Origin of the sequence: Neochlamydia sp. AcF95 (genome assembly GCF_018342455.1) — a bacterium.
In the GTDB taxonomy this organism is placed as follows: Bacteria; Chlamydiota; Chlamydiia; order Chlamydiales; family Parachlamydiaceae; genus Neochlamydia.
The window spans coordinates 1-19,403 of sequence record NZ_JAEMUC010000022.1 but is presented as its reverse complement, the minus strand read 5'-3'; the positions used below and the strand labels follow the sequence as shown (position 1 = coordinate 19,403).

The window sequence follows — 19,403 nt, the reverse complement described above, 5'->3', positions numbered from 1 at the left end:
CTGCAAAGGCTTTATGAATTCTGCCAAGTCATACCTATTTTAGAAGCTGATAAAGGATACGACTCAGAGGAACTTAGGGAAAAGTTGCTAAAAAGGAAAATATATCCCTTTATACCTAGGCGAAGAATAGGGGCTATCAAGAAAGCTGAGGTGATTGTCTGCCAGCTCAAGAAATGGAGGTGGCAAGTTGAAAGAGCCATATCTTGGCTACAACGAAAGTTTAGAAGAATCGTTGTGCGATGGGAAAGACAAGTGAAATATTGGAAAGGGTTATTAAATTTTAGTCTTATAATGTTTTGGATAGGCAGATTATCGGGATAGGCTCATTAAATAAAATAAATAATGAGGTTGATTATGTTTATAAATGATTCAAATATAAGTAGCAATTATAGTCCCTCCTTAGTTAAGGGGCAAGAAGTAAAAAACCCCGAGATTAGTTTTGAACTCTCTAGTCTCCTTGAAAAAATTGAGTGGTGCAGAAATAAACGTTTTGTAGAACTTGCGGATGAAAATGCTAAAAAAGATTTAGATTACATTTTAGCAGCAGTGGTAGATGAAGCCAATCAGACTACATTTTATGATGGATGCCAATTTACCCGCTTCCTTCAAGAAGTTGACGGAATATATAGCCCATCCACACAAGCAAAAATTAAGGATATTTATTATTACTCCCTCAATCCCAATAAACAAGAGCTTCAGCCTTTATTTACCAAAAAAGATTTAGAATCCCCTCTTTATTGGAATTACTTATTTGCTAATGATTCTCTTTTAGAAGAAAGTGCTAGGGCAGAATGTTTATTTCAGCTAGGAAATTGTTACTATCAGGGAAACGGCGTAGAAGTAGATATGAAATACGCTTTAGAATATTACAGACGAGCTATAAATCTAGCAAACCATGCAAAAGCGGAATTGATGTTGGCTTACTGCTATGAAAATGGAGAAGGAATAGAAAAAGATGAAAATTTAGCTCGCTATTGGTATAGCCAGGCAGCATTTCATTCTTCTGATCCAGTTGTAAAGCAATTGACAAGCCAAAAGCTTGCCTGCATTGAAAAAGAAGTTTAAATTAAAAAATCTTCCTTCAGCTAAAATAAAGCTGAATAAGAGAGCTTATATATGTTTAACGCGGAAGAAATAGTTATTGAAAAAGTAATTCTTCCTCTTTCCTCTACGTAAGAATTTTGCTAGGTTGGAAAATACTTTAAAATTAAAAAAATTTACTTGTAAGTAGGGAGGGTGTTTTTACACCCACTTCTTCAAGAAGTTCAAACGTATGTTCAGCTTCTTGAGAAGCAGATAGAGTTACTGATAATTCCGATTTAAGAGCTGCTGGCAACAACTCAGGAACTTAAGGTCCGCTTAAAATGCTCTCTTGTGATGAGAATGTGATCGAGCTTTTCAAACAATTTTAAATCATAGTAGATCGCTTCAGAGATAGGCTTAAAAGATTTGCCCTTTTCTTCAACTTAATCGCAAAATCTATAACTTGGAATTAAATATGTAGGCCTCGCAAGAGGCCTGCTCTGTTTTAAGGTAACTGGATTTTCTATCCTACACTATATCGATATTCGATATAATGGAATAAAAATGAGATAAAAAGCTTAATTCAATTGCTTGCTGAAGTCCACCTTAGACATTTCCACGGGGTAAACTCTAAGCGTATGAGAAAAAGATTAGATCCCTCATTATACTCAATTGCTTGTAGAAAGTTAGATATGTTAAATGCCTCCATTAACTTAAGTGACCTTAAAGTGCCACCAGCAAATATACTGGAGGTCTTAAAAGGAAACTTTAAAGGTAAATACAGCATTCGTATTAATGCTCAATATCGAGTTGTATTCTCTTAGGGCATCCGAGGACCAGAGCAAGTTGAAATTATAGATTATCATTAGGCAAGAAAAGAGGAAATCATGCTTCCAAAAAATAGATCACCCATACATCCTGGAGAGGTATTGCTAGAAGAATTTCTTAAGCCCCTTAAACTTTCACAAGCGCAATTTGCTAGTTACCTGGGTGGGACTTGGACTCAACCTAAAATTAGTGAAATCATCAACAAAAAACGAGGCGTAACGGAGGCAATAGCTCTAGATTTTGCGGATGCCTTAGGAACCTCGCCTGAATTTTGGCTTAATCTTCAAAATGGATATGATCTTTGGTTTGCAAGGCAAAACCATCAGCCGATTCCTCGAATACCTGCACTAAAAGTCGTAGGTTTTTAATTTTAATGTTCCTTCGATATTCAATCGAATAGCCGTCAGCGATTTAAAAACCTCTTCTCTTAAATGCAAGAATGACTTCTTAGGGCCATGGGTGTATGAAGTGCCAGCTAGGCTCTTATGCCAATGCTCATGGGCTAACAGATTAATGGGTTTGTAAATGTATTTAATTAAAAAATTTCAGGAAAACGACAGCAAAGCATTCGTTTCTTTTCTTAACGAACAGTTTGAAGATAGTGGATAGAAGAAAGAGAATGAGGATAAGCTGAGAGAAAGAGTTCTTTCTTGTTTGCAAGCCATGGAGGAAGCTAATCAATTAACTCTTTTTAATAGCTATGGATCAAAATGGCACAATTATTGGTTATATTCTTATTCAAGGGTTAAAGGAACTTTGGACGGATTTTCCCGAAGCTTTTGTTTCAAGCTTTTATGTGAGGCGTATTGCTAGGCAAAAAGGCGTTGGGACACAGTTATTAGAAGCTGTTGTAGAGGAAGTAAAAAAGCGAAATTGTATGAGATTGTTCTTAGAAAATAGTAAAGATAATCCTATTTATGAAAAAAAAATTTATCCTAAAAGAGGATGGAAAGAACGAGCAAACATTTCCATTTTTGAGTTTCCGATAAAATAGGAGGAGTATTTGAAAGGCTTTCCTTATCAAATATAAGCGGAAGATTTCTATTCATCTAGCTTAATAACTACTTTTAAATCTAAAAAAGAGAGAAAGCAACAGCTTAAAAAAAGATTGAAAAGCCAGTCAAACGTCGTTTAAAAGAAGCAGAATTTCTGTATAAGGAATTAAAAGAGAAAGGAAGACAGTTATGAAAAAAGTGATTAAGTACGAAGAAAGTTCCGGGAATGTATTGGCTGATCTAAGCATTGAAAATCCTGAGGAAGCTTTAGCTAAAGCTGAACTTGCTCGCCAGATTGCTAAACTTATTAAAAAGAAAAAACTCAATCAAAAGCAAGCTGCCGAAATTTTAGGAATAGACCAACCAAAAATCTCTGCTTTAATTCGCGGAAGATTGCGTAGCTTTTCACTTGAGCGACTTATCCGCTTCCTCAATGAATTAGGCCAAGATGTTAGTATTATGATTAGTCCTGCCAAATCCGCATTACGCGGTCACACCCGGATTAGTGAATCCCATTCGAATACGCCCCTTGCTGCCTTAGGAAAATAAAAGGAATGGCTTAAACCCTAGATGATTTACAAATTAAAGATATGAGTTTTGAGAATATTTCAGAGGTTCTCTGACATATGCTGAAGCTTTTCCTAGATAAGCTCTTTCTGAGCCATATATCACATGTAACATTATTGTTTACCCTCGAATGAGGTTCTTGGTGGGCGAAATCGAGAGGAAAATTGTGGGGTATATCCCATAAGCTGTCATCTAAAGAGCTCGGATTGCGGTCGAAAATTGACCGAAAGTCACTCTTCTGGCCATGACAGCAAATAGGTTTGTTATCCACTGTCCTAGAAGATATAGAGGGGACGTGAGTGCCTTAAGGGATTAATGATAAGTTTGATATTTACTTGAAAAACCTTTGTCCTAATCCAGAAGAGGTAGAACTCTATTTAGCCATGATGGAAGCTGCTTTTGAAGCTAAAGAAGGTGATAGAGAGAGAGAGAGAGAGAGAGAGAGAGAAGCTCAGCAAATTCAAGAGCCAGCTAACTAACCATGAAGCTAACCTACGTAAGTTTGATCAGCAAGGATTTGTAACAGGCCAGCTGGAAGCTGACTTTTATAACCGTCTTAAACCTCATAGTCAGACTCAGATAGAGAAATTAAAGCTTGATAGGGAAGCCCTAAGGTCTGAGGGCACAGCTTTTGAAAAATAGAGCAGGTAGGGCATTAATCTTTTGACACATAGGGATGCTTACTTCCAAATGTCGCTTTTGGATGTGAAACGGAAAATGTTTGTTTTTTATGTAACCTGGAAAATTAGTTTTATAGGGTGGAAAATATTGAGTCGCAAAAATAAAGCTAGTTCTAAGGCTTGTCTTACAAAAAAACCAACTACTTATAAAATGAAAAACCAGAAATATTACTATTTCTGGAAATTTGCCCAAGATAGGACTCGAACCTACACACCTTACGGCACCAGAACCTAAATCTGGCGTGTCTACCAATTTCACCACTTGGGCTCAAAAATTATAAATATGTGGCTAGGTTAAGCAATTTCCACCCTTCTTGTCAATGTGTATTACTTAAAATCAGCAAAAGGAAAAAAAGTTTCTTTAATATTTCTTAACAATCCCTTGTTATACTCCGAAATAATATTTAATTTTTTAAAAATGACGGTTTATGCTTGATAAAATTTATCTTTTTTTTCTGTGCATCTTGCCTTTCTTTTCTCTTGAGACCTTAGAAAACGCCCAATCTTTATCTTTTAACCCTGAGGATCTTGCCCAAGAGGTAGTTTTGGATGAAAAAGAATTCTTTACCCTTTCTATAAGTGAATGTCGCTTGAAAAATGGCATGAGAGTCATATTGAAGCAAACAAATGATGAAGAGAATGAAATCTCCGTGCGTTTGGTGGCCTTAGGTGGTTATGGATCTGTAGAACCTGAAGATCGCGCTTCAGCTGAATTGGCAGCAAGTGTTGCGATGGAATCTGGAATAGGAGAATGGTGTCCTGACAAGCTAGCGGCGCTCTTATATGATCAATCCATAGAATTGAATATTAAAATAGAGCCTTTCGTTCGATCCATTGATGCTTCTTTTCCCCCCGAAAGTCTGGATACATTTTTTACGTTAGTTAAAAAGATTTTTCAGCAGCCCAGATGTACTCCTGAGGCTTTCAATCAGGTATTAAAAAGTAAAAAGGATGAATTGATACGAAGAGGTAGAGAAGTAGATAGCGATAAACTTTTAAGGGTTATTGCGGTGCATGAACAGCATGCTTTAAACCCTTTAAGTTTTAAGGATCTTAAAAAAGCTAACTTAGGTCAGTCTGAAAAGTTTTTTCGTGCAGCTTTTTCTAATCCTGCCGACTTTGTTTGCATCATTGTAGGTAAATTTAATATCGAAAAAATAAAAAAACTTTGTATGGATAGTTTCTCCACCCTGGATGTCCAAAAGATAGATCAGAAATTTATCCTTCCTCATTATAAGAAAGCTCCTAAAGTTAGGGTGACTAAAATTCACCATCTTTCCCATAGCCAAGAAAGTTTAGTTTATTTGTCTTTGCCTCTTCATCTCTGTTTGGATCCTACCCGCTTAGAACATTTGGAGCTTGCTTGTCAGATGATAGAGACTCGTTTAAGAAACCATTCTTCGGAGAGTAGGGGAATGGATGTAAGGTATGAACTACCCTTATATCCTTCTTTAGAATATCCGTGGATAACCGTTCAATTTCATGTGGATGATAAACAGATTAATTCTACTTTAAACTTAGCTTTACAGCAGATAAAAAGTATATGTAATGAAGGCTTTTCTTTAGATGAAGTGACAGCTGCCTCTCAGCTTAAGCAAAAAAAGGCAAAGTTGTGGGGGTGTAGTCACGATTATTGGATTATTCTTTTGTCTAATCATTATCTATGGAAATGGGATTCTAAAAAAATTGTAGAAGGATTTCAAATGCCTCAAGTGGTGGATCCTAAAGAAATCCATTTTACGCTTTGTCATTCTTTATTAATTGATGAATATACTCCTTTACATTTAGAAGACTAGTATTTTTCTTGTTCTTTTTGCTTCAATTTGGGTAAATTGGAGAGCTTAATAAATGATTTGCCTTCTAAGTGAATTTTAAATATCTTAATAATAAATGTTGCTCTTGTTAATAACATTTTTTTTACACTTGGTTTTTTTTAATTATAATTTAATAAAAGAGGATGTATGGGATTAATCGATCAAATTCAGTTTTATAGTACTCGGCTGATCAATGGAGACTGCCTCGATAATTTTCGCTTTAATAACACCGCGGAGATTCGAGACATCTTGATAGCAAAGATAGCATCTGTGGCGCTTATAGCGGGTATCGTAACAGCCTTTTTTACGATTACTTGGGCGCCTATTGTATTTATTGGTGCAGGCGTAGCAGCCTTTGCTTACTACACAGCCGAAGGATTAGAGCCTCCTTCTAAAGAGTATGTGACAAACGTCATCGAAAGGATGAGAACAGCTTGCGAAAATGTTTAGTTAAGAGCTTCTTTTATCTTTTATCTGCTTAGGTTGAGTGAGCAACTTGCTTGAAAATTATTAAGAGAGAACTTTAAATAAGCTGTTATTCATGAAGAAAATATGCCTTTTAAGAAAGGATTAATTAAAAAAAATAACTTTAGATTTTTACCCATGATGGCTACGATATGTTTTCTCGATAAATGCTGAATCTATCTTAAGTTTTAAAAATAAAAGTAACTGCTTCATATTACGGGAAAGCTGGCTACCTTTCATTCATTTGCTTGCACCACGCCTATCATTCCATAACAGAAATTTGCTAAATAAGGAGTAAAAATTTTTTATTATCTCGCGATATAAATCCTCTTAAGCTTACCGAGCAAGAAAATTGTTTAAAGTACCAAAATAGTTTTCTTGAAAAATGTGTGCTCAATCATTTTTTTATAGTTCCTTAAGCGCAGAATAAAAGCGCTTATCATACTTGCCCTAAAGCTCTTATGATAAGGCTAGCTTTAAATGATAAAAAGCATTATCCCTAAGGTAGGCCGATGAATCTTTGGGTAGGTAGTCATATATTTCTTCTCAACCTACTGATTGGTTATCCAGCAAGAGTGAATAAGTCATAAAATTTATTTCATTTTTTCTCGGGGATAAGTTGCTTCTAGAGGTAAAATAGCTTGTATGTTGGGGATAGCATAAGAGGCTGGCGAAAATTTTTTACCAAAAAGCCATTGATTAAAAATTGTGAATAATTTCCGATAATAATTTAATGGTTTTAGTGTTTTTAAGTGCTTGATAGCAAGGTGAATTTAGGGATGCTGCTAACAGCTTTTAGAAGGTGAGATAAGCAGCGAGAGCTGTATACAAAAAAGTTGAGGTAGACATAATAAAGGATCTTGTATATCAATAAGATGAGCTTAAAGAAGGCTCATCTAGGTAAAGATTGTAAATTATCTTAAAAAAGTATAACATTTTATGAATAATAAGATGGTCGTTTATGGATAATGACATTTCAATTTCTAAAAAGCTGCAAGAAATTATAGAAAAAGAAGCTTTCGATTTATTAGATAGCTTCACCGCTTCCTATAACCTCCATTCTTTAGGGAATGAGGAAAAAATTCTTTTAGCTAAGTTATTCATTAAAAAAGGTGAGTTAGAACTTAAAAGAGGAAGTGTGAACTTCCAAGAGAGTTTTGCCTTGGCTGAAAGCCTGGCCCCTTCTCATGCTATTATTTATTTCCTTAAAGGAAAAGTGTTTGCTTCCCAAAAAGAAAATGCTCGCTGTCTTGCTGCTGCCATAGAAGCTTTTGCCCAAGCTATTGCTCGGGATGCTAACTTTTTTGAAGCCTATTTAATGGGGGCAGAAACTTTAATCTTAAGTGGCTTATTTCATCAAAACCCCTATTATTTTCAAAAAGCTCAGTATAAATTTCAGGCAGGGTATGCTCTGTTAGAAAATCAGCCGGTAGAAGTTAAATCCCGTTTTTTTTGGAAATGGGGATTAAGTTGCTACCTTATCGGCCTTTCTTCTGAAGAGCCGGTAGATTTTCATCAAGCTATCCAAAGATATCGACAAGCCCAGCAATTAGGCCACCAATGTGCAGATTTTTGGCAAGATATGGCAGAGGCATTAGTGGAGCTAAGCGAGCTTATTAAACAGCATAAATATTGCGAAGAGGCGATAGAGTATTATCATTTAGCTGTTTGTGAAGAGCCTGAATGCTCCGATCGATGGCTTAAGCTTGCTCTTTGCTATGAGAAGCTCTACGATCTTAAAGGTGATCTGCAGCATTTTGAACTTGCTCAAACTGCTTTTGAAGAGGCTGCCAAAGGGCAGGAAGCTAACTTTTTCTTATGGCTACGGTGGGGGAAACTCTATTTAAACGCCTGTAAGTTACAAAAAAACCCCACTTATAATGTTGCTTGCATTGAGAAATTTACTAAAGCTACCCAAATTGATCCAGATCATCCCTTGCTTCTTGCTTTTGGGGGAGAGGCTGAAATGATTTTCGGCATACATACAGAATCTCTTGCTCTTTTGCATTCAGCCGAACACAAGATTACGCGTAGCCTTAAGTTAATTCCTAGAAATCCACACATTTGGGCTTTATACGGTGCTTGCTTAAATGAGCTCGGGCGCTACTTTGGTGAGGAAAGCTATTACGTGCAAGCTGCCGATAAATTCCAGCATGGGCTTACCCTTCATAAGCAAGATTCTGCATTATGGTATGGCCTTGCCACCTCGTATTTTTATATTGGTGAATATTGGAATGATTCCCAGCAAGTGGAAAATGCTGTTAATTGCTTTCAAAAAGCTTGCGATTTAGGAGGACAATCTTCATTTCAGTTTTGGAACGATTGGGGCTTAGCTCTAATGAAGCTTTCCGAGCTTACAAATGATAAAAATTATTTGGAAGCAGCCATCCAAAAATTTGAGAAGATAATTAACCTACAGGAAGAAGCTTTTTATCATCGACACTATGAACCTGAATGGCTCTATAATTATGGCTGTGCCCTTGATTTTCTAGGGGACTTTTCAGAAGAGGTTTCTCATTATGAAAAAGCCATTACTGTTTTAAATAAAGCATTAGAAATTGATCCCAATTTTACGAATGCTCGCTATAATTTAGCCGTAACTTTATCACATCTAGGAGAAGCAACCTCGGATGTAGATATTTTACATAGCGCTATTGAACATTTTCGAGTGGTCTTGAATATAGACATCGAAGATGAGATGGCTTGGAATGATTGTGGATTAGCTTTTTTAAATATAGCAGAATTGGTGCATGAAGAAATTCGTCCAGAGCGCAGTAAAACTTATTATCAGGAAGCCGAGCAAAAATTCATGCATGCGTTGTCTTTAGGCTGTGCCCATACTTTTTATAATTTAGCCTGTATGCATTCTTTATTACAGAACTATCCTTCGGCTATGCACTATTTAGAGCGAGCCGAGCAGGCAGGAACGCTGCCAGCCTTAGAGGATATGCTTAATGATGAGTGGTTAGAAAACCTAATTGACACGCCTGCCTTTAGACAATTTATCTCTCACCTTGCCTCTAAGCACAACCATTTAGAAGATTGAAGACACCCAAGAGATAAGGAAACTAAAAAGTAAGCTGCAAGATGAATAAAATTAGGAGGCTAGCTAGCCGAAGAGCTGCCTAATTTAGGATTTTACTTAAGCAAATTCCAAATATTTTCCTTTGCTTTGCTATTGCTTAACTATTGGCCCCTTTAAGGACAAAAAAAAGACAGCTTTAGCAAGGGATTTGCGGTGGGCTAATTTATTTAATTCTTGTTAAGGATCGTGGATTAGATAAGAAAGCCGTAAATGCCAGCAAAAAAGCTTTTGCACGTTAAACTTATCTACCGGCAAAGGTCCAAATGAAAATTCCCTTAGAAGTGAGACGGGAGGGATTATATTGTTGCCCGGGGCAATTTTATATTGATGCATGGAAGCCCGTGCCCTTATCTATCATTACCCATGCTCACGGAGATCACGCCTATCGCGGCCATCAGCATTATATCGCTTCAAAAGATTCAAAAGATTTACTGCTCCATAGATTAGGAAGTAATATTTCGTTACAGGTGCTTTCCTATGGTGAAAAGTTGAAAATAAAAGATTGTTGGGTATCCCTTCATCCGGCAGGTCATATTTTAGGCTCTTCGCAAATACGTATAGAAACAGATAGCACCGTCACCGTTATCTCCGGTGATTACAAAAGAGCTTTAGATCCCACTTGCCAGCCTTTTGAAACATTAGAATGCGATATATTTGTCACCGAATCTACCTTTGGCTTGCCTATCTATCGCTGGCAAGATAGTTTGGAAATAGCTAAGGAGATGTTTGAGTGGTGGGAAGAAAACAAAGCCGGCAATCACCCCTCCATTATTTATTCTTATTCATTAGGAAAAGCTCAACGTATCCTCTCTTTATTAAAGTCTTTCACAGACCAAACCGCCTACTTGCATGGAGCCATGATGCCCTTAACGAAAATCTATGCAGAAAAGGGGATTGAGATGCTGCCCTTTATGGCCTGTAGTGAACAACCAAAAAGCTATACATTTTCAAAAGATCTGATTTTAGCGCCTCCTTCTGCCGCAGGCTCACCTTGGCTAAAACGTTTTCCTCACTTTCGTGCAGCTGCAGCTTCAGGATGGATGCTAGTAAGGGGCGCCCGTAAAAGAAAAGGCATGGACCAAGGATTTGTGCTATCCGATCATGCGGATTGGGAAGGATTAATACAAACGATTAAGCAGAGCCAAGCTAAAGTTGTGCTAACTACCCATGGCAACACCGATGGATTAGCAAGATATTTGCGCGAGCAGTTGCATATTGATGCGAGGGAATTAAAAGGATTAGATGTTCTAGAGGAAGAGATCGATTGAAAAATTTTACAGAATTATTTGATCTGATTGATCAAACTTCATCGACTAATGAAAAGCTACGCTATATGGAAGAATACTTTAAAAAGGTTCCTTCCGAAGATGGCGCCTGGGCATTATTTTTCTTAAGTGGACATAGGTTAAAAAGACTAATAGGCTCTAAGACTTTACTCACCTGGTGTGGAGAGATTACCCAATTGCCAGCCTGGCTGATTGAAGAATCCTATGCCTCAGTAGGGGATACCGCCGAAACAATATCTTTATTGTTAGAGCAATCCTATAGTAAAAATCATTTGATTGATTTGCCTTTGTCTGCCTGGATGGCAAACCTTATTCTACCTTTAAAGTCCAAGAAAGAGGAAGAGCAAAAAAGTACGGTTGTAGAAATCTGGAAGAGCTTAAGTAAAAAAGAGATTTTTATCTTTAATAAAATTCTTACCGGGGGCTTTCGCATCGGCGTTTCTCAGCTATCGGCTATTAAAGCTGTAAGCCAAGCTCTTGAGGTGCCCAAAGAGGTGTTAAGTCAACGTGTCATGGGTCATTGGCAGCCTACTGCCAATTTTTTTGATAGCTTAAGAGTTGTCGAAGAAAAAAATAACTACTTAAATCCTTATCCTTTTTACCTAGCTTCGCCTTTGGAAGGAAACTTGGAAGCTTTATCCCATCCCCATGAATGGCAGGCAGAATGGAAGTGGGATGGTATCCGCGCCCAAGTTGTTTTTAGAGAAAAAGCAGCAGCCATTTGGTCGCGCGGTAATGAGCTTATCTCCGATCAATTTCCCGAAATCCTAGAAGGAATACAAAAATTTCCCCATGGAACAGTGTTAGATGGCGAAATCCTTGCTTATGAGAATGAAACCCCTTTATCCTTTGGGATCTTGCAAAAAAGGCTAGGAAGAAAAGCACCCTCCAAAGCTATCCAAAAAGAAGCTCCCGTCGTATTCATGATTTATGATCTTTTAGAATACAACGGTGTAGACCTCCGAAAAGAAGCTTTAATCAATCGACGTAAGATTTTAGAAGAATTAGCAGAAATTCATCCAAAATTTTTAATCTCTCCTCTCATTGCTTTTAACGCATGGGAGCAGATCCATGAAAAACGCTTAATGGCTAAGCATACTTTAACCGAAGGGATTATGCTTAAGCGCTTGAACTCCCCCTATGGTACAGGGAGGCAAAGAGGAAATTGGTGGAAATATAAAATAGATCCTATGACCATTGATGCCGTTCTTCTTTATGCTCAAGCAGGCACGGGTAGAAGAGCAAATTTATATACAGATTATACTTTTGGCGTGTGGCATCAGCAGGAACTCATTCCTATCACTAAAGCTTATTCGGGATTATCTCAGCAAGAAATTGATAAGCTCGATCGATGGATTAGGCGTAATACCGAAGAAAAATTTGGCCCTGTGCGTAAAGTGAAAGCTGAACAAGTTTTTGAAATAGCCTTTGAAGGGATCCAGAGTTCTAAAAGGCATAAATCGGGGATCGCTTTACGTTTTCCTCGTATTGCACGCTGGAGAACTGATAAGCCTTTTACAGAATGCGACACCCTGCAACAAATTAAGCTAGAATTTTTGAATGAGCAATAAAGAATTAGCTTTCATTCTAGATTGGTTAAAAATAAAAGAATGGAGCCCCCTTGCCTTTCAGCAAGAAGCTTGGAAAGCATTTTTTGAAGCAAAGGATGGGTTAATTTCGGTCCCTACGGGGGCAGGTAAGACCTACGCAGCTTACCTTGCCGCTTTATCCCACCTCCATCATCATCGTGCTAAAGGTGTGCAAATTCTCTATGTTACCCCTTTAAGAGCCTTGGCCAGTGATATTCAACTAGCGCTTCAACAGCCTATTCTTGATCTTAAGCTTCCCTATCGAGTAGAAAAAAGAACAGGAGACACCACGACAAACCGAAGAGCTAAGCAAGCTAAGAATCCTCCGGAGATTTTGCTGATTACCCCCGAAAGCTTGGCTCTGGTGATAAGCAATGCAGAAGCCAAACAACAGTTTGCCCACTTACAGGCCCTTATTATCGATGAGTGGCATGAACTTTTGGGCACAAAACGTGGTGTCTTACTAGAGCTTTGTATAGCGCGTTTAAAAAGCTGGAGTAAAAGTGTAAGGATATGGGGGCTGACAGCCACGCTTGGCAATCTGGAGCAAGCCGCGCAGGTTTGTGTAGGCATAGATCGTAAAGCTTCTTTGATTGTGACTAAGATGCCAAGAGAAGTTATCCTAGAGACTTTATTACCGAGTAGCATAGAAAAGCTACCATGGGCAGGAAAATCGGGTCTAGGCATGCTTCCCTATGTCCTTACAAAGCTTTCTCCTCACCAATCGACCTTGATATTTACCAATACTCGCTCGCAAGCCGAGCGATGGTATCAAGCAATAGAAGAGGCTAAGCCCGAATGGAAAAATTTAATAGGCCTGCATCACAGCTCGATTGATAAAAAAGAAAGAGAACTGATCGAACAACGTCTGAAAGAGGGAATCTTAAAATGCGTAGTGTGTACTTCTTCGTTGGATTTAGGAATTGATTTTTCTCCTGTAGAGCAAGTGATTCAAGTAGGATCGCCTAAAAGTATTGCCCGTCTATTGCAAAGAGCAGGTCGTTCCTCTCACCGTCCTCTTACTCCTTGTCGCTTGCTGATTGTTCCTACCCATGCTTTAGAGATTGCTGAATTGAAAAGCTATCGTAAAGCTTTACAGCAGCAATTGATTGAAAATCGTCTACCCTTGACGCATACGTTCGATGTTCTTATCCAGCACTTAGTCACTTGTGCGATTGGTGGAGGATTTAATAAGAATGAAATGTTTAAAGAGATTAAAACGACCTATGCCTTTAAAGATCTAACCTTAGAAGAGCTGGATAGCTGCCTAGAATTTTTAATTCATGGAGGGAAAGCTTTAACGGCCTATCCTGAATATAAAAAGCTTATTATAGAAAAAGATCTTTATAAGGTTGTCGATAGAAAAATTATACAGTTTCATCGCTTGAATATCGGTACGATCACCTCAGAACCTCATATTCCTGTTAAAATGAGCAATGGAAAATCTTTAGGGATCATCGAAGAGAATTTTTTATCCAGCTTGAAAAAAGGCGATCGTTTTTTATTTGGGGGACGTCTCTTAGAACTTATTCAATTTCGTGACCTAACAGCTTATGTGCGCCTCAGTAAAGGGGTGCCTAAGACTGCTGCCGTATGGCGCGGTGGCAGACTTCCCTTCTCAGCTCCTTTAGGAAAAATGTTAAGAGAATCATTAAATCCCTCTCAAGAGATCTACCCGGAAAATGCTTTTTTAGAGCAAATTCTTGCCATACAAAAAAAGCTCTCCTCCATTCCCCATGAAAATGAGATGCTTATCGAGAGTTTAAAATCACGAGAGGGCTGGCATCTTTTTTTTTATCCTTTTGAAGGAAAAGCTGTCCATCAGGGGCTTGCTTATATTATTGCTTCCCGCTTATCTAAAAGTAACCCTGGTACATTTACCTTAAGTTCTAATGATTACGGCCTGGAAATTCTTAGCTGCGTGCCTTTCCACGAAGAAAGTTTAAATAATGCTTTATTTGCTTTCGATAAGCTGGAAGAAGAGATCACCTCGCTTATCAATCTGCATGAGTTAGCGCGCTCTTCTTTTCGGGACATCGCCCGCATTTCAGGGCTTATTTTTCAAGGGTATCCAGGCAAACATAAGACTCATCGTCAAGTGCAGGTGAGCAGCAGCTTGCTCTATGAAGTTTTTAGTAAATATGACCCCTCGAATTTATTGATCCAACAAGCAAAAAGTGAGGTAATCCATCAGCAATTTGAGTTAAATAGAATTTTGCAAGTGTTGAAAAGATTATCGACCTCCCTTATCATTCTTACACACCCCGCCAAATTAAGCCCCTTTGCTCTGCCTCTTTATATAGAAAGAGTGAGTGGCCATCTTACCAATGAAACTTTAGAAGAGCGTATTGAGAAAATTAAAAGTAGCTGGAAAAGAAAATGATAGCGATAAAAATCCGTGAACAGACTATTCAATTGTTACCACAAAGAGCTGCTTATTGGGAGGAGAATAAAGCCTTAATAGTCGCGGATATTCACCTCGGAAAAGCAGCCACCATGCAAAGAGCGGGAATTGCTGTACCTGAAGGGGCCATGGATCAAGATTTAATCAACCTTAAAAATATAATCGAGGATACAGGCGCTCAACGCTGTATCGTGGTAGGCGATCTTATTCATGCGCAAAATGGCCTCTCTGAAGGCGTGCAATCAAAATTTGGCGAGTGGCTTTCTACTATCAATTGCTCAGTAGATCTTATCCTGGGCAACCACGATCAAGCGTTAAAGAATTATATGCCGGCAGGCTGGAAATTACAGGTCCATCAAGAATACTTGGCGATCAAGCCTTTTTACTTTAACCATTTTCCTATAACCATAGAAAACCACTTTGTTTGGTCAGGACATCTTCACCCTCAAATTTTGCTCAAAAGTAGGCACGATCAGCTGAATTTGCGTTGCTTCCAAATTTTTGATTCTCTAGCTGTTTTGCCAGCCTTCAGCGATTTCGTAGGAGGCTCTACTGTCACTAAGAATGCAGACAATCGCATCTTCGCGCTAGCCGGTAAAAAGGTAGTCGAAATATAGGCAGCAAGTCTTATTATCATACTGTTTTAGTATAGCGCTCTATTTATTTTGAGCTTTGCGTCAGATTTTTATCTGAGCGAGTAGCTTATCGATATATTCACTCATAATTTTTACCTTTTCTAAAAGCAGGATAGAGCTTATCTCAAAGTTTGGTAATCTGAAAAGGCACTAAGTTTGCTTAGTCATACAAGCTTTGGTTCATTTCTGCGTGCTAGCTTGAAACATTTGTTGGCTAGCTCAATATTACCTTGTTTTTGGTAAATTGTTCCTAGGTTATTATAGCACATTGTTATAGATGGATGATTTTTGACAAACAGTTTTAGGTTAATGATAAGAGCTTTCTTTACATGCTCTGCCGCGCATCCTAGGAAGCCTTGAGCTTTATGAATCATTCCTAAACTGTTATAGCATACTGCCACATTGGGATGATTTTCATCTGGAAACATCTTACGGTTAATATCGAGCGCTTTCTTGGCAGCTATGGCCGCTTGCATAAATTTTTTTAGATCCATGTAGACAACTCCCCGGTTAATGTAACGAATTGCTAAATTTGGATGATTTTTTTTAAAATGCTTAATATCAATGTCGAATGCTTGATTAAAACAATGAGCCGCTTCTTTTAATCTTCGTTGGGCATGGTAAATTGTCCCTAGCGTGCTGCGATCGTTTGCCACGATGGGATGGTTTTTACCAAAAAGCTTAATGTTAATGTCGCATGCTTTATTTGCAAACGTTAGGGCCTTCTTTAATTTTTCTCCTCCTCGATCTTTATATATTTTTGCCAAATTATTATAGCGTGTTGCAAGTGTAGGATGGTTTTTACCAAAAAGTCTAATGTTAATGTCGCATGCTTTATTTGCAAACATTAGGGCTTTCTTTAATTTTTCTCCTCCTCGATCTTTATATATTGTTGCCAAATTATTATAGCGTGTTGCAAGGGCAGGATGATTTTCACCAAAAAGCTTACCGGTAATTGCAAGAGATCGCTTAAAGTACCCAGTCGCCTCTTTCAATTTTCCTTGAGCTTGGTAGATCAATGCTAAATTATTATAATTGATTCCTATGCGAAAATGGTTTTCACTAAAAAGCCCCTGGTTAAGGGTGAGAGCGTGATTGACATATTTAGTTGCTTTGTTTAACTTGTTTTTGTCTAGATAAATTTTTCCCAGATTGTTGTAATAGGTGGCCAGAGTAAGAAAATTTTTACCATCAATGTGTATCGCGTGCTTGACGCATTCAGCGGCTTTTCCTAAATGCCATTGAACTTGGTAGATTTGTCCTAAATTATTGTAAAGCATTGCCAGGGTAGGGTGCTTTTTATCAGTAATCTTTTCTATTGCTTGATTAAAGTACTTAATGGCATCTTCTAAATTTCTTTGAGAGTGAGCAATCGTTCCAAGATTGTTGTAATCCCTTACTATATTGAGGTAAGGTGTATCCGAGCACCTTTCATCGATTGCGCGCGCTCTCTCAACATATTTAATCGCTTCATCTAACTCTCCCTGATCGTAGCAGATCATTCCCAGGGCATTTAGCACCCCTACATTTTCAGGATTTTCTTTTAAAGCTTGACTGTAATAATCTTTAGCTTCTTTATATTGAAAAAGCCGTGCAGCTATATCTCCTTGCGTCTGGAGGGAGGCATCTTCTAAAATTGAAAATTTAAGTGTATCTTCATTGCCTGCGAAAAATTCCTGAATAGCTTGGTAAAAAGGTATGAAAATCTGATAAATTTTTTTTATCTTTTTTACAGTTTTACAATTTGAAGCGAAGTGCTTTTTAATAATGATATGATCCTCAAAGCCAAAAGGTTTAATTAGGGGGTTCATTGTCTCCTGTTGCGCTTGATAGTGAGAATAAGTCTTAAGACGCATGAATAATGCTATGCTCATCCACTCTTTTAAATTTTTAGATGCAATTTGTGTTAGAACCTCTTGCTTGTTTAATTCATCAATTCTAGTAAATGTGTCGGAAGCTTTTACTTTTTTAAGAAGGGCCAAACGGTCCAAAGCCAGGTGAGGAAAACGGTAAAAATCGTTTTTAACTTTAAATAGCATGCCTTGCCTTTCTAAGTCATCTATGCTAGGATCAAAATTTTTCATGTCCTCCTCAACTAGATGTTTCTTAGCTAAATACTGCCGAAGATTGAAGTTCTCTTGATAAGGAGCATTAAGTATTTGTTGAATTTTTTGTTTATATTGCTTGGTTAATACATGATTGCCTAGCAGATGAGTAAAAGTTAAAAGTTCCATGGGAAGATGAGGCTCTCTCTCATGCCACCACTTGCCTTTCTCATCTTTACCAATATATTGTGCCATCTTCTCTGGCGTTTGGATAAGTCTAAAATTGCCATTACCTACAGGAGTTTTACACCCCTTTCCTTCTACACCCGCTCCGTCGAATGCAAAGCCTCGTGGCGTAATGCTATCAAAAAAACCAGTTTCTTTTATGCACGGAATATTTAAAGCAGGAAGAATCGTTTCTCCTAAGTTGATCACCTTTAAGTGAATTAGAGTGGTCAGACGCTTAAAATACTTTCTATTTTCTGTATTGTCAGCTGATATAAGAATGCCAAATTCTAAATCGGAGTAAGGAGTCATCTCTTCTCTAGCTAGAGAACCAAAGCCTATCATAGCATATTCACATGGTTTAGGGCCTAAGATGCCAAAGGCCTGCATTGCGAGACTCTCAAAGAAGAACTTTATTTTTTGAGCAATCCGACGATAGAGCTTTCTGACTTGTGCAGAAGAAGGAGTTTCTGGCAGGGCGTGAATTTTCTTTTCAATATCCTCCCTAATCTTTTTTAATACTGCACGATTATCCTCAAATTGTTTCCGCATGTGTTCAAGGCTTAAAGGCTTTCCTTCGCATAGTTCGATGAGTATTCGTTGAATATCAAAAAGCTTTTCTTCAATTATTTCCTTTCTGTTTGTCGATGTGAGGCGTAAAACATAATTGTAAAGCCCTGCAGCCTGCAGAAGAGCTTCACGTTTTCCTTTGCTCAAATAGACGTCGCCTAATTTTTCTATGCAAACGCTTTGTTGGACACGATTTTTCTCTTGCACAGCACGTTTTAAGGCTAGCGTGTAGTCTTCTCCTGCCAGAGTACTGTTTTCAATCAAATGCTTCTGTTCTCTACATATTAGCTCTGTTCGGTATAAATCTTGTTGTTCCAAGTGCGCGAATATCCTTGAAATCCTTAAACCAATCTTTTTATAAAGGTTTGTATTTTCTTGAGAATAATGAGAATCTTTTTTTATTTTCTTAAATTCAGGAAATTTAGAAGGCTTAATATGTATATTCACTAAGCTCATAAATTTATTCTTCTTTTATCTGGTTATAGTTGGACTTACATCTCGATATTTGTAACCGGTTGCTTATTTTTTTGCCATTCTACATTCTGTTAGTAGGGATGTAAGTAAACAAAATTTTTATAAACACGTTTCTTTTGACATGCTGTTTCTTCCTACTCGAGAAATAATAAATCTTGCTTCTAGTATAAAAAATCTCTCTGGGACTTTTTTCATACGTTTGATTAATGTATTGGATTTCCTTTTATAGATTTCTACATCCTGGTGATTTACCTTAATATTCACATGATTATTCCTCTTGAGAAACCTTTTCTATCAGGGAAATTGCATGAAGATTTTATTTACCATTTAGTATTTCCATCATGTAGTCTCGATTCCACCCGGCTTTTGCTCTCTTGCCCTTGATTCCTGCTTTTGTTTTTGTATCAGCTTTTAATAAATTCATTGTACATCTTTTCAAAACAGATAGATTTTCGGGACCGTGGTCTTTACGGACTTTGCTCTTATCTTCCCCATAAGAAACATCTAATTGCCAATGAACTTTGTTTTCGATACCCCAATGCAAGCGTATGCCTAGTCCATGCTTTTCAGCGCTAGCTTTTTCACTAGCAATATAGTATCTAGCCTCTACCGATGTTTTATCTTTAATGCGCCTAGTGCTTCTCATGCAGACTAGCGCATTCAGATCTACCCATTCTTCTTTCTGGGGCAGCCAATCTAATTCATGCGTACACCAAAC

General features: G+C 37.8%; 16 protein-coding genes and 1 tRNA gene. 14 read left to right on the top strand and 3 right to left on the bottom strand.

What is annotated here, in order from left to right:
• From NEOC95_RS01900 to NEOC95_RS01870, 7 genes are all read left to right on the top strand, one after another.
• Positions 1-321: transposase (locus NEOC95_RS01900; RefSeq protein WP_213151165.1), on the top strand; the 321-nt coding region annotated here is incomplete at its 5' end.
• 33 nt (positions 322-354) lie between these two features.
• A complete protein-coding gene (locus tag NEOC95_RS01895; protein ID WP_166157694.1) occupies positions 355-1,065 on the top strand; it encodes a sel1 repeat family protein in 711 nt (236 codons plus the stop codon).
• A gap of 596 nt (positions 1,066-1,661) precedes the next feature.
• Entirely contained in the window at positions 1,662-1,847 is a 186-nt protein-coding gene (locus tag NEOC95_RS09575; protein WP_166155449.1) for a type II toxin-antitoxin system RelE/ParE family toxin, read from the top strand.
• A gap of 63 nt (positions 1,848-1,910) precedes the next feature.
• Positions 1,911-2,219: a HigA family addiction module antitoxin gene (locus tag NEOC95_RS01885; RefSeq protein ID WP_166155451.1), complete on the top strand. Its 309-nt coding sequence runs from the start codon at positions 1,911-1,913 to the stop codon at positions 2,217-2,219.
• Positions 2,220-2,551: 332 nt separating this feature from the next.
• Positions 2,552-2,845: a GNAT family N-acetyltransferase gene (locus NEOC95_RS01880; protein WP_213151163.1), complete on the top strand. Its 294-nt coding sequence runs from the start codon at positions 2,552-2,554 to the stop codon at positions 2,843-2,845.
• A gap of 190 nt (positions 2,846-3,035) precedes the next feature.
• Positions 3,036-3,395: a helix-turn-helix domain-containing protein gene (locus NEOC95_RS01875; RefSeq protein WP_213151162.1), complete on the top strand. Its 360-nt coding sequence runs from the start codon at positions 3,036-3,038 to the stop codon at positions 3,393-3,395.
• 417 nt (positions 3,396-3,812) lie between these two features.
• Positions 3,813-4,055, top strand: a complete 243-nt coding sequence (locus tag NEOC95_RS01870; protein ID WP_213151161.1) for a hypothetical protein — start codon at positions 3,813-3,815, stop codon at positions 4,053-4,055.
• 224 nt (positions 4,056-4,279) lie between these two features.
• Here the strand turns inward: NEOC95_RS01870 and NEOC95_RS01865 are convergent.
• Positions 4,280-4,361 (bottom strand) — tRNA-Leu (locus NEOC95_RS01865).
• Between the two features lie 160 nt (positions 4,362-4,521).
• On the opposite strand from NEOC95_RS01865, the gene NEOC95_RS01860 reads away from it, so the two are divergent.
• From NEOC95_RS01860 to pdeM, 7 genes are all read left to right on the top strand, one after another.
• Positions 4,522-5,889 (top strand): insulinase family protein, encoded by a 1,368-nt coding sequence (locus NEOC95_RS01860; protein ID WP_213151160.1) that lies wholly within the window; start codon positions 4,522-4,524, stop codon positions 5,887-5,889.
• 165 nt (positions 5,890-6,054) lie between these two features.
• A complete protein-coding gene (locus NEOC95_RS01855) occupies positions 6,055-6,357 on the top strand; it encodes a hypothetical protein (protein WP_166155461.1) in 303 nt (100 codons plus the stop codon).
• Positions 6,358-7,333: 976 nt separating this feature from the next.
• Positions 7,334-9,418, top strand: a complete 2,085-nt coding sequence (locus tag NEOC95_RS01850) for a tetratricopeptide repeat protein (protein WP_213151159.1) — start codon at positions 7,334-7,336, stop codon at positions 9,416-9,418.
• Between the two features lie 302 nt (positions 9,419-9,720).
• Positions 9,721-10,725: a ligase-associated DNA damage response exonuclease gene (locus NEOC95_RS01845; protein WP_213151158.1), complete on the top strand. Its 1,005-nt coding sequence runs from the start codon at positions 9,721-9,723 to the stop codon at positions 10,723-10,725.
• Positions 10,722-12,314, top strand: coding sequence for an ATP-dependent DNA ligase (locus tag NEOC95_RS01840; protein ID WP_213151157.1), 1,593 nt, complete (start codon positions 10,722-10,724; stop codon positions 12,312-12,314). Before NEOC95_RS01845 ends, NEOC95_RS01840 begins: the two co-directional genes overlap by 4 nt.
• Positions 12,304-14,715, top strand: a complete 2,412-nt coding sequence (locus NEOC95_RS01835) for a ligase-associated DNA damage response DEXH box helicase (RefSeq protein ID WP_213151156.1) — start codon at positions 12,304-12,306, stop codon at positions 14,713-14,715. The genes NEOC95_RS01840 and NEOC95_RS01835 overlap by 11 nt, the downstream gene beginning before the upstream one ends.
• A complete protein-coding gene (pdeM, locus tag NEOC95_RS01830; protein WP_213151155.1) occupies positions 14,712-15,353 on the top strand; it encodes a ligase-associated DNA damage response endonuclease PdeM in 642 nt (213 codons plus the stop codon). The genes NEOC95_RS01835 and pdeM overlap by 4 nt, the downstream gene beginning before the upstream one ends.
• 182 nt (positions 15,354-15,535) lie before the next feature.
• On the opposite strand, the gene NEOC95_RS01825 is transcribed toward pdeM, so the two are convergent.
• Entirely contained in the window at positions 15,536-18,667 is a 3,132-nt protein-coding gene (locus NEOC95_RS01825) for a tetratricopeptide repeat protein (RefSeq protein ID WP_213151154.1), read from the bottom strand.
• 334 nt (positions 18,668-19,001) lie between these two features.
• The coding region (locus NEOC95_RS01820; RefSeq protein ID WP_213151153.1) for an ISAs1 family transposase at positions 19,002-19,403 on the bottom strand (402 nt) is incomplete at its 5' end.

Excerpts from the sequence above, each read along its gene's own strand:
- NEOC95_RS01860 (WP_213151160.1), top strand. The coding sequence starts at position 4,522 with ATGCTTGATAAAATTTATCTTTTTTTTCTGTGCATCTTGCCTTTCTTT.
- NEOC95_RS01850 (WP_213151159.1), top strand. The coding sequence starts at position 7,334 with ATGGATAATGACATTTCAATTTCTAAAAAGCTGCAAGAAATTATAGAA.
- NEOC95_RS09575 (WP_166155449.1), top strand. The coding sequence starts at position 1,662 with ATGAGAAAAAGATTAGATCCCTCATTATACTCAATTGCTTGTAGAAAG.
- NEOC95_RS01855 (WP_166155461.1), top strand. The coding sequence starts at position 6,055 with ATGGGATTAATCGATCAAATTCAGTTTTATAGTACTCGGCTGATCAAT.
- pdeM (WP_213151155.1), top strand. The coding sequence starts at position 14,712 with ATGATAGCGATAAAAATCCGTGAACAGACTATTCAATTGTTACCACAA.
- NEOC95_RS01885 (WP_166155451.1), top strand. The coding sequence starts at position 1,911 with ATGCTTCCAAAAAATAGATCACCCATACATCCTGGAGAGGTATTGCTA.
- NEOC95_RS01880 (WP_213151163.1), top strand. The coding sequence starts at position 2,552 with ATGGATCAAAATGGCACAATTATTGGTTATATTCTTATTCAAGGGTTA.
- NEOC95_RS01825 (WP_213151154.1), bottom strand. The coding sequence starts at position 18,667 with ATGAGCTTAGTGAATATACATATTAAGCCTTCTAAATTTCCTGAATTT.
- NEOC95_RS01895 (WP_166157694.1), top strand. The coding sequence starts at position 355 with ATGTTTATAAATGATTCAAATATAAGTAGCAATTATAGTCCCTCCTTA.
- NEOC95_RS01835 (WP_213151156.1), top strand. The coding sequence starts at position 12,304 with ATGAGCAATAAAGAATTAGCTTTCATTCTAGATTGGTTAAAAATAAAA.
- NEOC95_RS01845 (WP_213151158.1), top strand. The coding sequence starts at position 9,721 with ATGAAAATTCCCTTAGAAGTGAGACGGGAGGGATTATATTGTTGCCCG.
- NEOC95_RS01875 (WP_213151162.1), top strand. The coding sequence starts at position 3,036 with ATGAAAAAAGTGATTAAGTACGAAGAAAGTTCCGGGAATGTATTGGCT.